The organism is Pseudoalteromonas sp. SG43-7 (assembly GCF_014164295.1).
Lineage (GTDB): Bacteria > Pseudomonadota > Gammaproteobacteria > Enterobacterales > Alteromonadaceae > Pseudoalteromonas > Pseudoalteromonas rhizosphaerae.
This window is the reverse complement of the sequence record NZ_JACJEY010000077.1, coordinates 1-15,480: the sequence shown is the minus strand read 5'-3', so window position 1 is coordinate 15,480 and position 15,480 is coordinate 1. Positions and strand designations below refer to the sequence as shown.

Below are 15,480 nucleotides of genomic sequence, written 5' to 3'. Positions count from 1 at the left end.
GAAGAAGCGCAATGGCTTGAATCAATTCAACGTTTCAGGCAGCAGTACTCAAATTTTGCAGGCAGCAAACAACGGTTAAAGCAGCAAGCCGCCAGCAACGATGTAAAATGGTACAAAGGCGCAGGATGAACAGTTGCATCTTGATTGGTTTGTTTAAAAAACACGATATTAAATAAAGTGATGACCTAGCTTTGCCTTTTTTTCCTAAAATTGCTTTCCAAGCAACTCAACTCTAAGTTCTGTAACTAACACTAACAGTGTGCAAAAAAATAATGATACGGTTACCCACGACGGGAGAGGTGCTAAATCTTCTGACACAAAATATGTGTCTGTCCTTTTTATTTTTCTCTTTCCAAGCAACTCAACTCTAAGTTCTGTAACTAACACTAACAGTGTGCAAAAAAATAATGATACGGTTACCCACGACGGGAGAGGTGCTAAATCTTCTGACCAAAATATATGTCTGTCCTTTTTATTTTGTCAAGATTACTCTCGCAATGCAAAATTATAAACATACTGGGCTGTTAAAATATGTTCCTAAGAAATCTACTCATTGGACTAACAATAGTGTTCGCTTGGTTGCCAACTACCTTTCTAATGATTATTGGTGGACTTTATTTCCTAACAAGTATTGTAACTATTTTCTTTGTACCACTTAGTTTTACTTTGCAATGGTTGTTACCATTGGTTGGGGGGCTTTTGGGGTATTTAGCTCTAACTTCTTTAAGTTGGGGGTTGAATATAGCGCTAAAAAAAAGATTAATATTTCTAATTCTAGGCGTCGTTTCTTTGCTCTATGTGTATTGGTTGAGCTGCAATTATCAAGGAGGAATTGTTAGCTTAAGTTTAAGCTGGTATAAATTATTTATAATTGGAGGTCCGCTATTTTTTAGTGTTATCCATATCCTCCTTCACCTTTTATGGTTGAAAAAATCAGCATAATTTTTTCTGGTATGTATGTTTTAGTACAAGCACAATAAACTCTAAACGTAACACCAATTCATAAAACGTGCAGATACCATTGCGTTAAGTAATCATGATTGGTGTCAATAAATATTCTAATATTTATATGTTTGAAATACTATTTTGGGGAAGGGAGTTATGAAAATTTTATTAAAACAAAACAAGTTAGCTAGTGTTAAGCTGTTTCATAGTTTTGTCACTAGAACGTTATTTTGTGGCATGTTTGCTTACTATCTTGTTGAAATCTCAAAAGCCGCATTTTTAACGCAACTTGGATATATCGCCTTGTTTTGTGCATTATCCTTGATAAGTGAATACTTTATGTCAAAGCCAAAAAAGTCAGTGGCCGTTGCGATTGATGGCGATGTTTTGATTGTATTGGGTGCACGTATAAGTATTACCGAGATCAGTGAAATTTTATATGTACAAACGAAAAGGTTTGAACATACAGTAAGGTTTCGTTTTAAAAATCAGACCTATCAAGATTTTGAATTAGCTTCTCCTGACTTAATTGAAGATCTACGCTTTTACAATTTTCTAGTTGAAAATCAATTACCAGTTAAGATGCTAGATAGTTGTGAGCGTGTTACTTAGCATCTCAACATAACAAATTGTTCAAGAGTTATTCTGCACGTGTTGCATTTTTACTATGCGTTCGGTTTAGTGGTTAAGGTGGTATGCAGACGCTTTGGTATTGCATGCCTCACACCTTAACAAGGTGTTGAGGCTGTAGAATTACTATTTTCTAAGAATAACAGCTTGTTTTATGGGTTCCAAAATGCATTACCTAATGCTTTAAAAACGCTTAGAGTTAATTCAGAAGCTCGATTTTTTAATTGAATTTGGCTGTAGGAGTTACTCTACAGCCTTGTTTGGCATTCAAGGGGGAGTATGATTAAATTTAAAGTAGTTAGCATAATTACAGCAGCTATTGCATTCACTTTGTGTTTGGTTCTTATACTTATTCCGGAAGTATTATTTATGTTGTTTAATATTGATGAAAATAACTCTGCTTTCTTTATCGGTAGAAGGGCTGCAATGTTATTTCTCGGAATATCAGTGTTTAGTTGGTTTGGCCGAAATGCTGAGCATTCAGAATCTAGGCAGGCTATATGTTTGAGTCTTTCCGTTTCTATGTTTGCATTGGCTTTTCTTGGTAGTGTTGAATATTTACGTGGATTTGCTGGTATAGGTATTTTACTGGCAGTTATTACGGAGGCTAGTATTGCCTTGCTGTATTATAAAATATGGTTAAGTTGTAATAATGTCTAACAAGGTCTTAAACATAAATTTAGAATCCGAGTTGGGCTTACAAAAAACAGAGATTACTCATGGTTAACGTATATTTATTTACAGATGATTATGACCGACTATTTAATTTTTATCATAAGACTTTAAAATTTAAGGATCTGGACTGTGTTCTAACCTTTCCTGAAAATGATAATGCCGGAATATGGCTATTAAATTCACACGGAAATCCTACCGGATTGAGCTATTTCGGCTATGAAGTAAAAACTAACTTTTTATCCTATTGCGATAGCCTTATTTCACTTGGCGTAAAATTTGAAATGGTTTGGAGTCAGCCAAGTGGATATGTAGCAAGGTTCTTTGATTCTGATGGAAATACGATTCAAATTACATCTGAATGCTTTGATGATACTAATGAGGTAGACACTAGCAATTGGGGTTTCTTTAATGCTATCAAATAATTGCATAAAATCGTAAATAAAAAATGAGTTCTTAGCTCCATAAAAATGCTTAATTACTATAATGACGAACCAAGGAGAAACTAGTAAAAAATTGAATCAAAAGATTAATTTGATTATGGTTGTTCAGCAGTAAAATAAATTTAAAACGAGTCATTTTTTAGGCTCGTTAGTTTCATTTATGTAGCCTTCACTTTTTAACTAGGTGGGGAAACTACTTTTTATGAGCTGTATTTATCTAAAATTTCTTCATAAATAATAGGGTTAATGGGATATCAATGTACTCTCAAGAGTTTAAAACTGAGCTTAAAAAGTGTAATATTTTTAAAATTAAAAGTCCCAAAGGTGGGCACTATAACGACCGTTTTGAACTTAATGCTATTATTGAAGCAGAAAATGAAGCTCAGTTGTTAAATTATTTAGAACGGTTAGGCGTTTGTCATACCGTCCATAATGAAGAACCTAAACAATGGTGCCCACCGCCAATAGTATTAAATGGCACAAAAAAATGGATTGAATATAATGCCCAATGTGAATGTTTTGGCTATAAAACTTATGTGCATATAGGAACTACCAACCTTACAATTGAGTTTAATTTTAATTCCGACAATCTCTATGAAGTATCAATTAATGATTTAAAAAGAGCTGTAGAATTTGAAAAGACATTAAAATTAAATGGCTTTGTCTCTTAAGGTAACCAAGCTTATCGATTAACGTTAAGTTACAAGAAAGAGGTCATCTTCTTAAAACTAACAACGTATACGGATCGTTCTTTCGCCATAGGAATTACTAATATTTCAGGTCGCGTCGGCGGAAAAATTATAAATTAACAAACCCATCTACTTCTATTTGTTTGTTGGGTCTAAAATGGTTTTCGTATTGAAGGTGTAAAATGCCTAGGCTAACTAATAAAATGCTTGATGAAATGCAGGAAAATGTAGTGGATTTTGAACTGATTTTTGGTATTGATAATCCCAATTACTTGCCTTACTGGACTGCTTATATGAGAAATGACGAGCGCAGACAGTTCTTATTAAATGAAGGCTCAACATTTTTAGATTTTAATAAGGAAATGCTCGAACATGATTTTGATTGGTTGCAATGGGAAGCAACCACTTGAAAATAAAGCACAATGAAAGACATGATAGTAGTACAGTTTTTTAATGTTAAACAACTTCATAGTCTCGTTAATTTTTAAATCGCTTATGTGAATTGCGCGCCCAACTTTTGACTTACACGGGCGCATCTTGGGCATATTTGGTAAGCAGTAAATAAAAAGCTGAGCTTAATGGGACTCAAAATGAGCTCTCTAAACTGATAAAATATAACCAATAATCTTCGAGTGGCGATTACATTGCACAAATATGTGATTTATCTTACACATAAGGCTTCAGATTGCTCGGTAAATGGTAATGGTAATTCACATTTATAATTACCCCCCATAGCATTTATTTCAAATGCTAAGTTATTACCTTGCCAATTAAAGTTTTCAAACCACCAGTTGCCGTCTTTTCCTATAAGATCAATGATTGAGTCGTCCGTTTTATTTATGGCACTACAAACATGTTTAATGTTTGTTGGGCCATCAAATAGGGATGTACTGTAATGCTCAATGGTAAAACATGGGTTCATTTCAGAATTATTAAGAATAAGACGAAACAGACCTTCTGCTTCTTTTACATTGCCAAACTCTATATGTTTAACAGCAGGAGGGATGACAACCTCATTCTTTTTTACCGCTTTTTGGTGCTCTGCTTTAACGTCTTCTTCCTTTTTGGGTTTGTTTTTTAGCTCACAACTAATCGTCATATTTGACAGTTCTATAGTACAAGCTTGATCAGCCCAATAGGCAGCAACAAAGAAATATAATCGGTGACCTGAAAAATTAATATCAAAAGGGTAGATGTTAGGATCATCAGCTAAATTAATGCCTTTGGTGATCTGACAAAAGCGGACCTCTTTATGGGTTGTTAGGTTTTTAACCTGAATACAAGGAGCGCCATTTTTTATATAAGCGGCAAACTCCGGTTGCTGATCATCTCTGAAGTTGTCTGTTGCATAGAACTTATATTGACTAATGTCATCGGCTTTAGCGACACTGGCGATGAGTAAAATAAGTAACACACATATCTTTTTCATTTTTTATAAGCCTTATAGCTAATCAGGGGTTTTTATAAAAAAACGGAACAACACTTTAACTATTTTAAAGGTTTTTGCAATAGAGTTGTTATGGTGGGTATTTTGAAAGACTAATAATTTATGTCATATCTTTGATAGTTAATGGGCGTCTCTTATTTCACTAGGTAGTTTGGAGTTGTAATTATTTGGTTCATATTAAAAAACACCAAATCACACTAACCACTTCAAAAGCCGTTAATCACTAAACGATTGAATCAAAATAGGAATTCGGCTATGGTTGATACAATAATAAAAATAAATTAAAAACGAGTTATTCTACAGATTCATTAGGGCTTACTAAAAACAGTTGCAAGGATGGTGAAATGGTTAGGTTTTATCTGGTTCTTACTTTATTAGGAATTTTACTTCCTTATGGCGCCTTTGTTCCTTGGCTAGTTACAAATGGTTTAGATCTTGGTCTCTTGTTTAATGACGCGGTGACAAATTCTATCAGCGTATTTGCTTGGCTTGATGTTGTAGTGTCTGCAGTTGTTTTGTTGGGTTTTATCATTGTCGATGGTCGCAGAAATAAAGTGACATATCGATATTTTGCTGTGCTGGGCACGTTGTTTGTGGGTGTGTCGTTTGGGCTTCCACTTTATCTTTACCTCAAAGAAAAGCAGTCCCTTGAATCACAGCCCTAACAAATAAGTTATGGCGTCAATAGCTATCTTCAAGTATCTGGCGCTTTCCGCATTTTACTACTTACTAGCACTGAATTTAAAATCGCCATCATTTTCCAGATGTAAGCAATGAGACGTAGTTACTGGTGTTAGCCCTATTTTTAGCGCTATTGGTACTTCAATGGTGTTATTTATTTAGATACTAATACCATTTATAGAGCTTTGTATTATGAATATTAAATGTAAAAAGCAGACAGAGCTTTTTTACTTTTATAAATACCATACAACTGGTCGGATCTGAAAAAGGCGTTAATTAAAGTAAAAAGCCTTTTTAAAATCTAAAACATAAGATTACACATTCATGGCTTTTTGTTTCCTAGCGCTATCTATTTTATGCGTTTTTCCATTTTGTAAGATAGTAATTTTGCGCCAACCAATTTGGCAATACTTGCTGCTGCTAAGTGTTATAACTGCCTATCATCAGGAATATATAAACTTATACGCAGTTGTTGTTATTGTGTTTTATTTAGGCTTATTGCACTTTTCGGTATCTGCAACCTCTGCGTTAATACGCAGTATCTTAACGCCTTTGTTTGTAATAGCCTCACTTGGTTTAGCCTTACATTGGTTCCCCGGTTTTAATAACCAGCCTATTGTTGTTAATGAACAGCTTACTAGCAATGCGATTGCATTTACCCTGTATGCTAATTTCGATAAAGCATTAGCGGGTTTGATGCTGAGCGCTTATTTTTTTACAAAAAATAAAACGCTAAAACCAATAAGGGTAGGGCATCCACTTTCGATTATTGCCATCACGATTTTAGCTGCACTCATCACTGCTTTAATATTGGGCCTTATGGAGTTTGCACCTAAAGTACCCGAATTTTGGTTTTTATTTATAGCAATTAATCTATTTTTTACCTGCGTTGCAGAAGAGGCGTTATTTAGAGGGATAATACAAACTAAGCTTTCGAAAGTGATAACCTCGGCTCGGTTTGCATTACTAGCGCCTGTGATCTCTACTGGTTTATTTTCACTCGCACACTTTTCAGCTGGAGCTAGTTACATGCTAGTGGCAGCTGTTGCAGGTTTTGGCTATGGATACATTTTTTATAAAACTCAGCGTTTAGAGTGGGCTATTTTATGCCATTGGCTCGTTAATGTGTTTCACTTTTTCTTATTTACTTACCCTATGCTTGCAACACCCTCTTATTAAATAACTATATGCTATCAAGTACTGATGGTGTTATTTGTGTATTACCTTAATAAACTTCCCCTCTGCTATTGGTTTATATTGGGCAACATCAAGTGGTACAAGTTTATTACAATCTTTATTACTCAATAATTACTTTCAAAATAAAACAGCCGTTAAAACTATTTAGTTTTAACGTATGAAAATAATATTTTTTGGCTGTTTCAATAGCCTAAAAAGTAATTGGACTATTGAAAAGCTTATGAGCAGGGGTTAATAAATGACTGCCTTTACTGTTCATTTTTCAAATTAGCTGGTTCTAATAAACTAAACGTCGGTAAGCGCCATTTGAAGCGTACCGATGCCATGCGTATTAAATACCCTACAACTAGGCTTGTAATAACGCTGATGTTGTCATCAATGTTGTAGTGGTGTAGTGCTAGATATAAACAAGCTACAATCAGCGCTACGCTGGCGTAAAGCTCATGATGTAATACTAGCGGCGCTTGGCGACAAATTAAATCACGTAATAATCCACCAAATACGCCGGTAACAATAGCAGCGACTACACAAATACCATAGTGCAAACCCATATTAAGCCCCGCTTGGCAGCCAATAATACTAAATGCGGCAAGCCCAAGGGCATCTAAACGCATAAAAATGCCTTTAAATTTAACCACCCATTTTGCAAGCCAAGTTGTAATAATACCGGCAACGCAGGTGATCAATAAATATTCTGGATGTTTTACCCAAGTTAAAGGGTAATTGCCAAGTAAAATATCGCGTACGCTGCCACCACCAATTGCTGTGGCACTGGCTACTAACATAACCCCAAACCAATCCATGTTTCTGCGCCCAGCACTCAGCGCACCGGTCATGGCTTCGGCTGTAATACCAATAATATAAACAATAGTTAATAGCATAAGATATTCACTTGAATTTTTAAGAGCAAAAATAAAAGTGCGATTGTAGAGAGAAACTAATAAAAAGACGAGTGAGAAATTACACTAAAAACGCTCAGTTTCAGATAAAAAAAACTAATGTGAAATCAATGTGTGAATTGGCTGTTAATAGTACGTTGACCTAGCGTGTAATTATAAAAAAATAAGGACAAAAGACCGTAAATAATGTAATAAAATATATGTAGTTAGCTGGAACCTCGTGCAATTAGTCGCGGTGTTAGTAGGGTGCTTTGTACTTGTTCACCACGAATTAGTTTTAGTAAGTTTTCAACTAGCATTTGTCCTGCTATTGTGGTGTTTTGCTCTATGGTTGTGAGTGGCGGGTTTACATAGCTGGCAATCGAAATATTATCAAAACCTATCACGGCTACATCTTTCGGCACGTTAATATTGGCTTCTTTTAAAGCGCGTATTGCACCTATAGCAATCAGATCGCTAGCAGCGAAAAGGGCATTAAAGGTAATATTGTTGGCAATAAGCGAACGTGTGGCATGATAACCAGACTCTTCGGTCGAAATCGCATTCGCTATTTTTCGCTCGCTTAAGGTAATAGCATGTTGTTTTAACTTGTCTTTAAAGCCATTAAAACGGGCAAAAAATTCAGGGCTATGATCAGATGCATCACCAATAAATGCGCAATCAGTTCGGTTATGCGCCAATAAATGCTCAGCAGCAAGTTGGCCGCCGCCATAGTTATCACAGCTAATTGTTAAATCGGCACGATTATCTACCGTTGCTCCCCAACAAACAAATTTGGTGTTTTGTTCAAGCAAGGTATTAAATTTAGGCTGAAAATCAATGTAATCGCCATAACCTAATAAAATAATACCATCAGCACGGTGACTGTCTTCGTAGTCCGCTTGCCAATCTGAGCTTGCAGATTGAAACGATACCAATAAGTCATACCCTTCTTTTGCGCAAGCACGCGTTATGCTGCCGAGCATCGCTAAAAAGAACGGATTGATTTGTGATTCATCTGCTGTGGGATCTTCAAACAGTAACAAAGCCAATGTACTACTTTGTTGAGTTCGAAGGTTACTCGCATTTTTGTCGACTTTATAGTTAAGCTGTTTGGCTACCTCAAAAACACGTTTGCGGGTTTCTTCATTAACCAATGGACTGTTGCGCAAGGCGCGCGAGACAGTGGATTGTGATACCCCTGCGTAGTGTGCAATGTCAAACGATGTAGCTTTACCTTTCATACACAACCTAACTATTTCAAGTAACTAAAGTGCAAATAACTCGTGTTATTCTCGTTTATTTGCTGATTTTTACAAGCTATTTATCAGTAATTTATCAGTAATTTAAAATTTTTATTGATCCAACCCTGACACCGGTGTCATAATGCGGGTGTTTTATCATTTTGTTGTCAAAACGTATTGGCTGCCCATTTAGTTGGGCAGCATTTTTTTATACTAGAGTAACTACTTTGAGGTGATAGCTCAAAGTTTATCTCATAGCGATAGCAAGACCATTGAAATTACAATAATAAGCACGGTTATAGCTAAGTATATAAACCGCTTAGACAAAAGAGAAAACACGATGAACTCCAAGCCAAATTCAGAATTCGATCCTATCTTAGTGGCCGACATCGGCGGCACTAATGCCCGTTTTGCTTTAATTACTGCTTTTAACCTACAAGAAAAACAATTCGTTATTGAGCATAATATCATTTTTCCCAGTGCCAATTTTGGTTCATTGGAAGCGGCAATAACGCATTATTTATCTCAAGTTAGTCATATTCAACCTCGACGCGCGTGTTTAGCCGTGGCTGGACCGATAAAAGCAGGCCAAGTACATTTAACTAATTTAGGTTGGCACTTTAGTGTCGAACAAGTAAAAGCTGAGTTTAATTTAGCTCAACTGGAAGTGATCAACGATTTTGCTGCGTTTGCCTATGCAGCACCTTATTTAGATCCACAACAAAACATTGCAGTTAAAGCAGGACAAGCCGATACTGATGCAAATATTGCAGTCATGGGTCCGGGCACTGGTTTTGGTGCGGCGTGTTTAGTGCGTACTAGCCAATCACGTGCTGTTTTGAGTTGTGAAGGTGGGCATATAACATTGGCATCAGTGAGTGAATTAGATACTCAGCTGATCATCGAGTTACGTAAGCTATTGCCACATGTATCGGTCGAAACAGTATTTTCAGGGCCGGGTATTGCTCATTTGTATCAAGCCATGGCGGCTGTAAAAGGTGTCGATGCTAAGAATTTAACCGCTGCGCAAATTAGCGAATTAGCAAATAGTGGTGAATGTGCCATTTGCGATGCTACGTTAAATCAATTTTGTGATTGGATTGGCAGTGTCGCAGGCGATTTAGCACTGGCATTTGGTGCGTTAGGTGGTGTGTATATTGGTGGCGGTATTTTACCGCGTATGCAAGCTCGTTTACTTGCTAGTCGTTTTGTTGAGCGTTTTGGTGCTAAAGGGATCATGTCGCAGTATGTGAGCCAAATACCAGTGACGTTAGTCACACAAGATAATATTCCACTTATTGGTGCTGCTGCATGTTTGCACGTCAATGAGCAGTCATAATACATCGCTCATAGGGGTGTTATTGGGAAGGTTGGATGAAGAAAGTTACAATAAATAGTGTTGCAAGTTATGCCGGGGTCTCTAAAAAAACCGTGTCTCGGGTTTTAAATAATGAACCTAATGTTAGTGATGCAACCCGTGAAAAAGTTCTTAAGGTTTTTAAAGAGCTAGATTACACTCCTAACCCGATCGCCAGAGGTTTGGCGCAAAATCGTAGTTTTATTATTGGTTGCATTTACGATAACCCGAGTAAAAGTTATATCACTCGGGTGCAAACTGGTGCGCTTGCTGCGTGTCAAGAAAACAACTATAACTTGTTGATCCACCCATGTGATTTACGTGGTGATGCGTTGATCAGTAATATTGAGCATTTACTACAATCTTCTCGTCTTGATGGCTTGGTATTGACGCCGCCATTTTCAGATTTTAAGGTATTAGTCGATTTTCTCAAAAGTAAAAAAATTCCGTATGCACGAGTTGCATCAGCAGTGCTTGAAGACGATTCAATTTCAGTACGCAGTAATGATGAGCAGGGCGCATTTGAGATCACTGAGCACTTAATTAAGCTTGGCCATAAAGCGATCGCGTTTATTAAAGGCCACCCAGATCACAGTGCCACTGAGCAGCGTTTCAAAGGTTATCGCAGAGCGCTTAGTACGCACGGCATTGAATTTAATGAACGTTTGGTTGAAGAGGGTAACTTTAGTTATCATTCTGGGGTCGATAGTGCGCGCAGCATTTTAGATTTAACCCCACGTCCAACCGCCGTATTTGCATCAAATGATTACATGGCTGCGGCGGTATTAAAATTGGCAACACAACGTCAATTTAAAGTACCCGATGATATTTCTATCGCGGGTTTTGATAATGCGCCAATTGCTCGTCATATTTGGCCTGGTCTTACTACCATAGCGCAACCGGTTGAAGAAATGACCAAACAAGCGGTTACTAAACTGATTGAGCATATTGGTGATCCGCAAGAGCAACCGTATCAGGTTACGCTTGAAGCGCGATTAATCACACGCGAGTCTACCGCACAAGTTAGATAAAGGCTTTTCACAGTTGCCCGAGTTTGAGTGACGCTTACTCGGGCATTTTTTTGCTTAACAAAGCAGTCTGCATGTTGTTGCTATCTGGGTTTTTTTATCCGCTCATAGGTACTTACGATTGATATCATTTAGATTATAAAAAGATATTATAATCAATAAATTAAAGTAAAAACTCCTCACATTTTCTAGCACTCCAGCAACACAATTTAGCGACCAAGCTAGATCCCCTAATGAAAAATTATTTTCGTTCATTATTTGGTCATTTAAAATATTTAAACTAAATTTATAGGATAGGGTTGACACCGGTGTCACAGTCATGCGTTAATACAGTGACACCGGTGTCAGGTTGATTGTGAGAGACAACCTGCCAACGTATACCTTTGAACGGGTAAATCAAAGATGCTCAGTGCAAGTTCATTCGTGGAGTATGCACTTGCCACTGAGCCTTTATCCTCTAACCTTAGAGATGAGTCGAATTTTATGTTACATCCTCGTATTCAAGAAGTCACCGAACGCGTCATTGAACGCAGTAAAGCTACTCGCCAAGCCTATTTAGAACGCATCAATCATGCAAAAAAACAAACAAGAGTTCGTTCTGGTTTAGGTTGTGGCAATATCGCCCATGTTATGGCTGCGTGTAGCAGTGACGATAAAGCACGTTTAAAAGCTGATGAGCAGCCAAACTTAGCGATTATCAATTCATATAACGATATGCTATCTGCGCACGTGCCATACAAAGATTATCCAGATTTAATTAAAGACATTGCTACAAAGTACGATGCCACAGCTCAAGTTGCAGGCGGCGTGCCAGCCATGTGTGATGGCGTAACTCAGGGCCGTGATGGCATGGAGTTATCGCTTTTTTCTCGTGATGTAATTGCGATGTCGACAGCTATTTCATTATCACACGATGTGTTTGATGGCGTATTTTGCTTAGGTGTGTGTGACAAAATTGTCCCTGGTCTATTAATTGGTGCTTTATCATTTGGTCATCTACCGGTGTACTTTTTGCCAGCAGGCCCGATGCAGTCAGGCATTCCAAATAAAGAAAAAGCCCGTATTCGTCAAAAGTTTGCTCAAGGCTTAGTAAGCCGTGATGAGCTTTTAGAAGCGGAGAGTGCGTCTTATCACAGCGCGGGTACTTGTACGTTTTACGGTACTGCAAACAGTAACCAAATGTTGATGGAAATTATGGGCTTGCACCTTCCTGGTAGCTCGTTCATCAATCCATATACAGAGTTGCGTGATGGTTTAACCGGTAATGCGGTAGAAACCATGCTTAAACAATTGATTCAAAGTAAAGATGCCAATTGCTTAGCGGATGTTGTAACTGAAAAAACCATTATTAATGGTTTAGTTGGTTTGTTAGCAACCGGTGGCTCTACGAATCATGCAATTCACTTAGTGGCAATTGCCAAAGCGGCAGGCGTTGAGCTGACATGGAAAGATATGTCGGATTTATCAGAAGTGGTGCCACTGCTAACACGTATTTATCCAAATGGTTCTGCTGATGTAAATCATTTCCAAGCAGCCGGCGGCATGGGTTTCCTTATGAGAGAACTCGTTGATGCAGGGTTCTTGCACAATGACGTTAAAACCATTGTTGGCGAAGGTCTCGAGGCGTATACCCAAGAACCACGTTTAGATACTGACAGTAACCTGATCATGACGAGCGCAACAGGCCCAAGCAAAGTTAAATGGGTACCGTGTCCAGAGAATTCATTAGACGAAGATGTACTTCGTCCAATTGACAACCCATTCAGTAAACAAGGTGGCTTACAGTTACTAACTGGTAACTTAGGTAAAGCCGTGATCAAAGTGTCTGCGGTTGCGGTTGAGCATCAAGTTGTTACAGCACCAGCAAAAGTATTTGCTTCACAAAGTGCATTACAAGAAGCCTATACACGCGGTGAGTTAAACCAAGACTTTATTGCTGTGCTAAAAGAGCAAGGTCCAAAAGCCAAAGGTATGCCTGAGCTGCATAAGCTCACGCCAGTAATGGCAACCTTGCAAGATGAAGGTTACAAAGTAGCGATCGTAACTGACGGTCGTATGTCAGGCGCATCAGGTAAAGTGCCAGCGGCAATCCACTTAGCACCAGAGGCGGTTGAAGGCGGCATTATTGCTAAGATTCAGGAAGGTGATTTAATTACTCTTGATGCACCAGCAGGTATCTTAAAAGTACATGTAAGTGATGAAGAATTAGCACAACGTGAATTACAACTTAGCGTACCTAGCTTAACGTTTGGTACGGGCCGAGAGTTGTTCACCGGATTTAGAAATATCGTAAGTAGCGCAGACATGGGCGCTAGCGCCTTTGGAATAGAATAATAATTCGCCAAACTGGGTATGAGGAACACACTATGAGCATAGAAAAAATATTATCATCGGCACCGGTAGTGCCAGTGGTGGTAATTGATAATTTAGAAGATGCAGCGCCACTAGCAAGAGCGCTGTATAACGGCGGTCTAAAAGCACTTGAAATTACACTACGTACACCGATTGCTGCAGAAGCTGTAAAGCTAATGAAAGCCGAAGTACCAGAAGCCTATGTTGGCACCGGGACTGTGGTAGATAAAGCAAGCTTTGATGCATCAGTTGCCGCAGGTGCTGATTTTATGGTGAGCCCAGGCGTAAATGATGAACTTTTAGCACTGGCAAAAGGCACTGATATTCCATTTCTACCGGGCGCCGCAACGCCAAGTGAAGTGATGAAATTAGCCAGTCACGGATTTAAGTTTTTAAAGTTCTTCCCAGCAGAAGCTGCAGGTGGAACAGCAATGCTTAAATCGATTGGTGGGCCATTACCACAAGTAACATTTTGTCCAACCGGTGGCATTAGCCTAGCAACAGCACCTAGTTATTTAGCACTTAGCAATGTTATTTGTGTTGGTGGTACCTGGATGCTAGATAAACAACTAATTGAAAATAAAGACTGGCAAGCCATTGAAGCGCTTGCTCGCCAAGCAAGTGAAGTTAAATAATTTAAGTGGAGTTTTGAAATGATTAATGTAGCAATTAATGGCTATGGCCGTATCGGTCGCAATGTTTTACGCGCGCTTTATGAGTCTGCACAAAATAATGAAATTAAAATTGTCGCAATTAACGACTTAGCACCGGCTAATGTTAATGCACATTTAACACAATATGATTCAGTGCATGGGCAATTTTCTCATAAAGTCACACTTGCTGATAACACCATGTTGATTGGCGACGACGTTATTACTCTTACCCAAGAACGCGACCCTGCTAACCTTCCATGGAAAGCATTAAACGTTGATATCGTTTTAGAATGTACGGGTTTTTTCACTAAGCGTGAAGATGCTGCAAAGCATATTACAGCGGGCGCGAAAAAAGTAATCGTTTCAGCCCCTGGTACTGATTTAGATGCAACTGTTGTTCACGGTGTAAACAGTGATGTGATCACTGCAGATAGCAACATTATTTCTAATGCTTCATGTACAACTAACTGTTTAGCACCAATTGCCAAAGCAATTAACGATACAGTCGGTATTGAGCAAGGTAGCATGACGACAATCCATGCCTACACTAATGACCAAAACTTGTCAGATGTTTATCATCCTGATCTGTATCGTGCACGAAGTGCAACGCAGTCAATGATCCCAACTAAAACCGGTGCTGCTAAAGCAGTTGGTTTAGTGTTACCTGAGCTTGCTGGTAAACTTGATGGTATGTCAGTACGTGTACCTACAATTAATGTATCACTGGTTGATTTTACGTTTATTACTAAGCGTGAAACAACGGCTACAGAAATCAATGAAATTATGAAAGCAGCATCTGTTGGGTCGATGAAAGATATTTTACAATACAACGAGTTACCGCTTGTTTCTATTGACTTTAACCATAACCCAGCGTCGTCAATCTTTGATTCTACGCAAACGAAAGCTGATGGCCAACTAGTTAAAGTGATGGCTTGGTACGATAACGAATGGGGTTTCTCAAACCGCATGTTAGACCAAGTTAAAGCGTTAGGTCAGTACTTGTAATAAGTACCACGTAAAAATTTAGCTTTATCCAACCAAGCCGCGACTATCGCGGCTTTTTTGTGTCTAGCGCTGGGCTGTAGATATGGTATTCTGCGAGCTGTTTTAGTACCAATCGACTTAAATACTTAACCATGCTAGCGAGCTAAATAAAGCGCTAACTGCGTTATAATTTTTTCAAGTAGAACAACTACATGTCAAAATTTACGCCTTGTTATCACTGTATTTATCTGTCGCTATAAATGGTCAGTAACTTAACACG

At 38.2% G+C, this 15,480-nt stretch carries 15 protein-coding genes; 12 read left to right on the top strand and 3 right to left on the bottom strand.

Annotated features, from left to right (window positions below; genetic code table 11):
- Nucleotides 1-1,101 precede the first annotated feature (1,101 nt).
- The 5 genes from H5200_RS21420 to H5200_RS21395 all read left to right on the top strand — a co-directional run bounded on the left by H5200_RS21420 (nucleotide 1,102) and on the right by H5200_RS21395 (nucleotide 3,789).
- On the top strand, nucleotides 1,102-1,557 hold the full coding sequence (locus tag H5200_RS21420; protein ID WP_182762553.1) for a hypothetical protein: 456 nt from the start codon (nucleotides 1,102-1,104) through the stop codon (nucleotides 1,555-1,557).
- Between the two features lie 297 nt (nucleotides 1,558-1,854).
- Nucleotides 1,855-2,235: a hypothetical protein gene (locus tag H5200_RS21410; RefSeq protein WP_149982415.1), complete on the top strand. Its 381-nt coding sequence runs from the start codon at nucleotides 1,855-1,857 to the stop codon at nucleotides 2,233-2,235.
- A gap of 59 nt (nucleotides 2,236-2,294) precedes the next feature.
- Entirely contained in the window at nucleotides 2,295-2,672 is a 378-nt protein-coding gene (locus tag H5200_RS21405) for a VOC family protein (RefSeq protein WP_149982414.1), read from the top strand.
- Nucleotides 2,673-2,947: 275 nt separating this feature from the next.
- Nucleotides 2,948-3,361: a hypothetical protein gene (locus H5200_RS21400; protein ID WP_182719544.1), complete on the top strand. Its 414-nt coding sequence runs from the start codon at nucleotides 2,948-2,950 to the stop codon at nucleotides 3,359-3,361.
- Between the two features lie 200 nt (nucleotides 3,362-3,561).
- Nucleotides 3,562-3,789, top strand: coding sequence for a hypothetical protein (locus tag H5200_RS21395; protein ID WP_149982412.1), 228 nt, complete (start codon nucleotides 3,562-3,564; stop codon nucleotides 3,787-3,789).
- Nucleotides 3,790-4,040: 251 nt separating this feature from the next.
- Here the strand turns inward: H5200_RS21395 and H5200_RS21390 are convergent, their stop codons facing one another.
- Nucleotides 4,041-4,808 carry a hypothetical protein gene (locus H5200_RS21390; RefSeq protein ID WP_182719543.1) on the bottom strand — a complete coding sequence of 256 codons (768 nt, stop codon included), beginning with the start codon at nucleotides 4,806-4,808 and terminating at the stop codon, nucleotides 4,041-4,043.
- Between the two features lie 362 nt (nucleotides 4,809-5,170).
- Between H5200_RS21390 and H5200_RS21385 the strand changes: the two genes are divergently transcribed.
- Entirely contained in the window at nucleotides 5,171-5,491 is a 321-nt protein-coding gene (locus tag H5200_RS21385) for a DUF2834 domain-containing protein (RefSeq protein WP_149982410.1), read from the top strand.
- Nucleotides 5,492-5,831: 340 nt separating this feature from the next.
- Nucleotides 5,832-6,686 carry a CPBP family intramembrane glutamic endopeptidase gene (locus tag H5200_RS21380; protein ID WP_182762551.1) on the top strand — a complete coding sequence of 285 codons (855 nt, stop codon included), beginning with the start codon at nucleotides 5,832-5,834 and terminating at the stop codon, nucleotides 6,684-6,686.
- Between the two features lie 266 nt (nucleotides 6,687-6,952).
- Here the strand turns inward: H5200_RS21380 and H5200_RS21375 are convergent, their stop codons facing one another.
- Both H5200_RS21375 and H5200_RS21370 read right to left on the bottom strand, forming a co-directional pair.
- Nucleotides 6,953-7,585, bottom strand: a complete 633-nt coding sequence (locus H5200_RS21375) for a trimeric intracellular cation channel family protein (protein WP_182762549.1) — start codon at nucleotides 7,583-7,585, stop codon at nucleotides 6,953-6,955.
- A gap of 224 nt (nucleotides 7,586-7,809) precedes the next feature.
- On the bottom strand, nucleotides 7,810-8,826 hold the full coding sequence (locus tag H5200_RS21370; RefSeq protein WP_149982408.1) for a LacI family DNA-binding transcriptional regulator: 1,017 nt from the start codon (nucleotides 8,824-8,826) through the stop codon (nucleotides 7,810-7,812).
- Between the two features lie 340 nt (nucleotides 8,827-9,166).
- Here H5200_RS21370 and glk point away from each other — a divergent pair, with 340 nt between their 5' ends.
- The 5 genes from glk (at nucleotide 9,167) to gap (ending at nucleotide 15,221) form a co-directional block, all read left to right on the top strand.
- On the top strand, nucleotides 9,167-10,165 hold the full coding sequence (glk, locus tag H5200_RS21365; RefSeq protein WP_145233464.1) for a glucokinase: 999 nt from the start codon (nucleotides 9,167-9,169) through the stop codon (nucleotides 10,163-10,165).
- A 35-nt stretch (nucleotides 10,166-10,200) separates the two neighbouring features.
- Nucleotides 10,201-11,214 (top strand): LacI family DNA-binding transcriptional regulator, encoded by a 1,014-nt coding sequence (locus H5200_RS21360; RefSeq protein WP_145233466.1) that lies wholly within the window; start codon nucleotides 10,201-10,203, stop codon nucleotides 11,212-11,214.
- A gap of 480 nt (nucleotides 11,215-11,694) precedes the next feature.
- Complete coding sequence (gene edd, locus H5200_RS21355; RefSeq protein WP_182740833.1) at nucleotides 11,695-13,545, top strand: phosphogluconate dehydratase; 1,851 nt, start codon at nucleotides 11,695-11,697, stop codon at nucleotides 13,543-13,545.
- A gap of 32 nt (nucleotides 13,546-13,577) precedes the next feature.
- A complete protein-coding gene (eda, locus tag H5200_RS21350; RefSeq protein WP_145233470.1) occupies nucleotides 13,578-14,198 on the top strand; it encodes a bifunctional 4-hydroxy-2-oxoglutarate aldolase/2-dehydro-3-deoxy-phosphogluconate aldolase in 621 nt (206 codons plus the stop codon).
- Nucleotides 14,199-14,216: 18 nt separating this feature from the next.
- Nucleotides 14,217-15,221: a type I glyceraldehyde-3-phosphate dehydrogenase gene (gap, locus tag H5200_RS21345; RefSeq protein ID WP_182762547.1), complete on the top strand. Its 1,005-nt coding sequence runs from the start codon at nucleotides 14,217-14,219 to the stop codon at nucleotides 15,219-15,221.
- Nucleotides 15,222-15,480: the final 259 nt, after the last annotated feature.

Bases quoted from the DNA above. Each gene is read 5' to 3' on its own strand.
- H5200_RS21380 (WP_182762551.1), top strand. From the start codon at position 5,832: ATGGCTTTTTGTTTCCTAGCGCTATCTATTTTATGCGTTTTTCCATTT.
- gap (WP_182762547.1), top strand. From the start codon at position 14,217: ATGATTAATGTAGCAATTAATGGCTATGGCCGTATCGGTCGCAATGTT.
- H5200_RS21385 (WP_149982410.1), top strand. From the start codon at position 5,171: ATGGTTAGGTTTTATCTGGTTCTTACTTTATTAGGAATTTTACTTCCT.
- H5200_RS21400 (WP_182719544.1), top strand. From the start codon at position 2,948: ATGTACTCTCAAGAGTTTAAAACTGAGCTTAAAAAGTGTAATATTTTT.
- eda (WP_145233470.1), top strand. From the start codon at position 13,578: ATGAGCATAGAAAAAATATTATCATCGGCACCGGTAGTGCCAGTGGTG.
- H5200_RS21420 (WP_182762553.1), top strand. From the start codon at position 1,102: ATGAAAATTTTATTAAAACAAAACAAGTTAGCTAGTGTTAAGCTGTTT.
- H5200_RS21405 (WP_149982414.1), top strand. From the start codon at position 2,295: ATGGTTAACGTATATTTATTTACAGATGATTATGACCGACTATTTAAT.
- H5200_RS21410 (WP_149982415.1), top strand. From the start codon at position 1,855: ATGATTAAATTTAAAGTAGTTAGCATAATTACAGCAGCTATTGCATTC.
- H5200_RS21395 (WP_149982412.1), top strand. From the start codon at position 3,562: ATGCCTAGGCTAACTAATAAAATGCTTGATGAAATGCAGGAAAATGTA.
- glk (WP_145233464.1), top strand. From the start codon at position 9,167: ATGAACTCCAAGCCAAATTCAGAATTCGATCCTATCTTAGTGGCCGAC.
- H5200_RS21390 (WP_182719543.1), bottom strand. From the start codon at position 4,808: ATGAAAAAGATATGTGTGTTACTTATTTTACTCATCGCCAGTGTCGCT.
- H5200_RS21375 (WP_182762549.1), bottom strand. From the start codon at position 7,585: ATGCTATTAACTATTGTTTATATTATTGGTATTACAGCCGAAGCCATG.
- edd (WP_182740833.1), top strand. From the start codon at position 11,695: ATGTTACATCCTCGTATTCAAGAAGTCACCGAACGCGTCATTGAACGC.
- H5200_RS21370 (WP_149982408.1), bottom strand. From the start codon at position 8,826: ATGAAAGGTAAAGCTACATCGTTTGACATTGCACACTACGCAGGGGTA.
- H5200_RS21360 (WP_145233466.1), top strand. From the start codon at position 10,201: ATGAAGAAAGTTACAATAAATAGTGTTGCAAGTTATGCCGGGGTCTCT.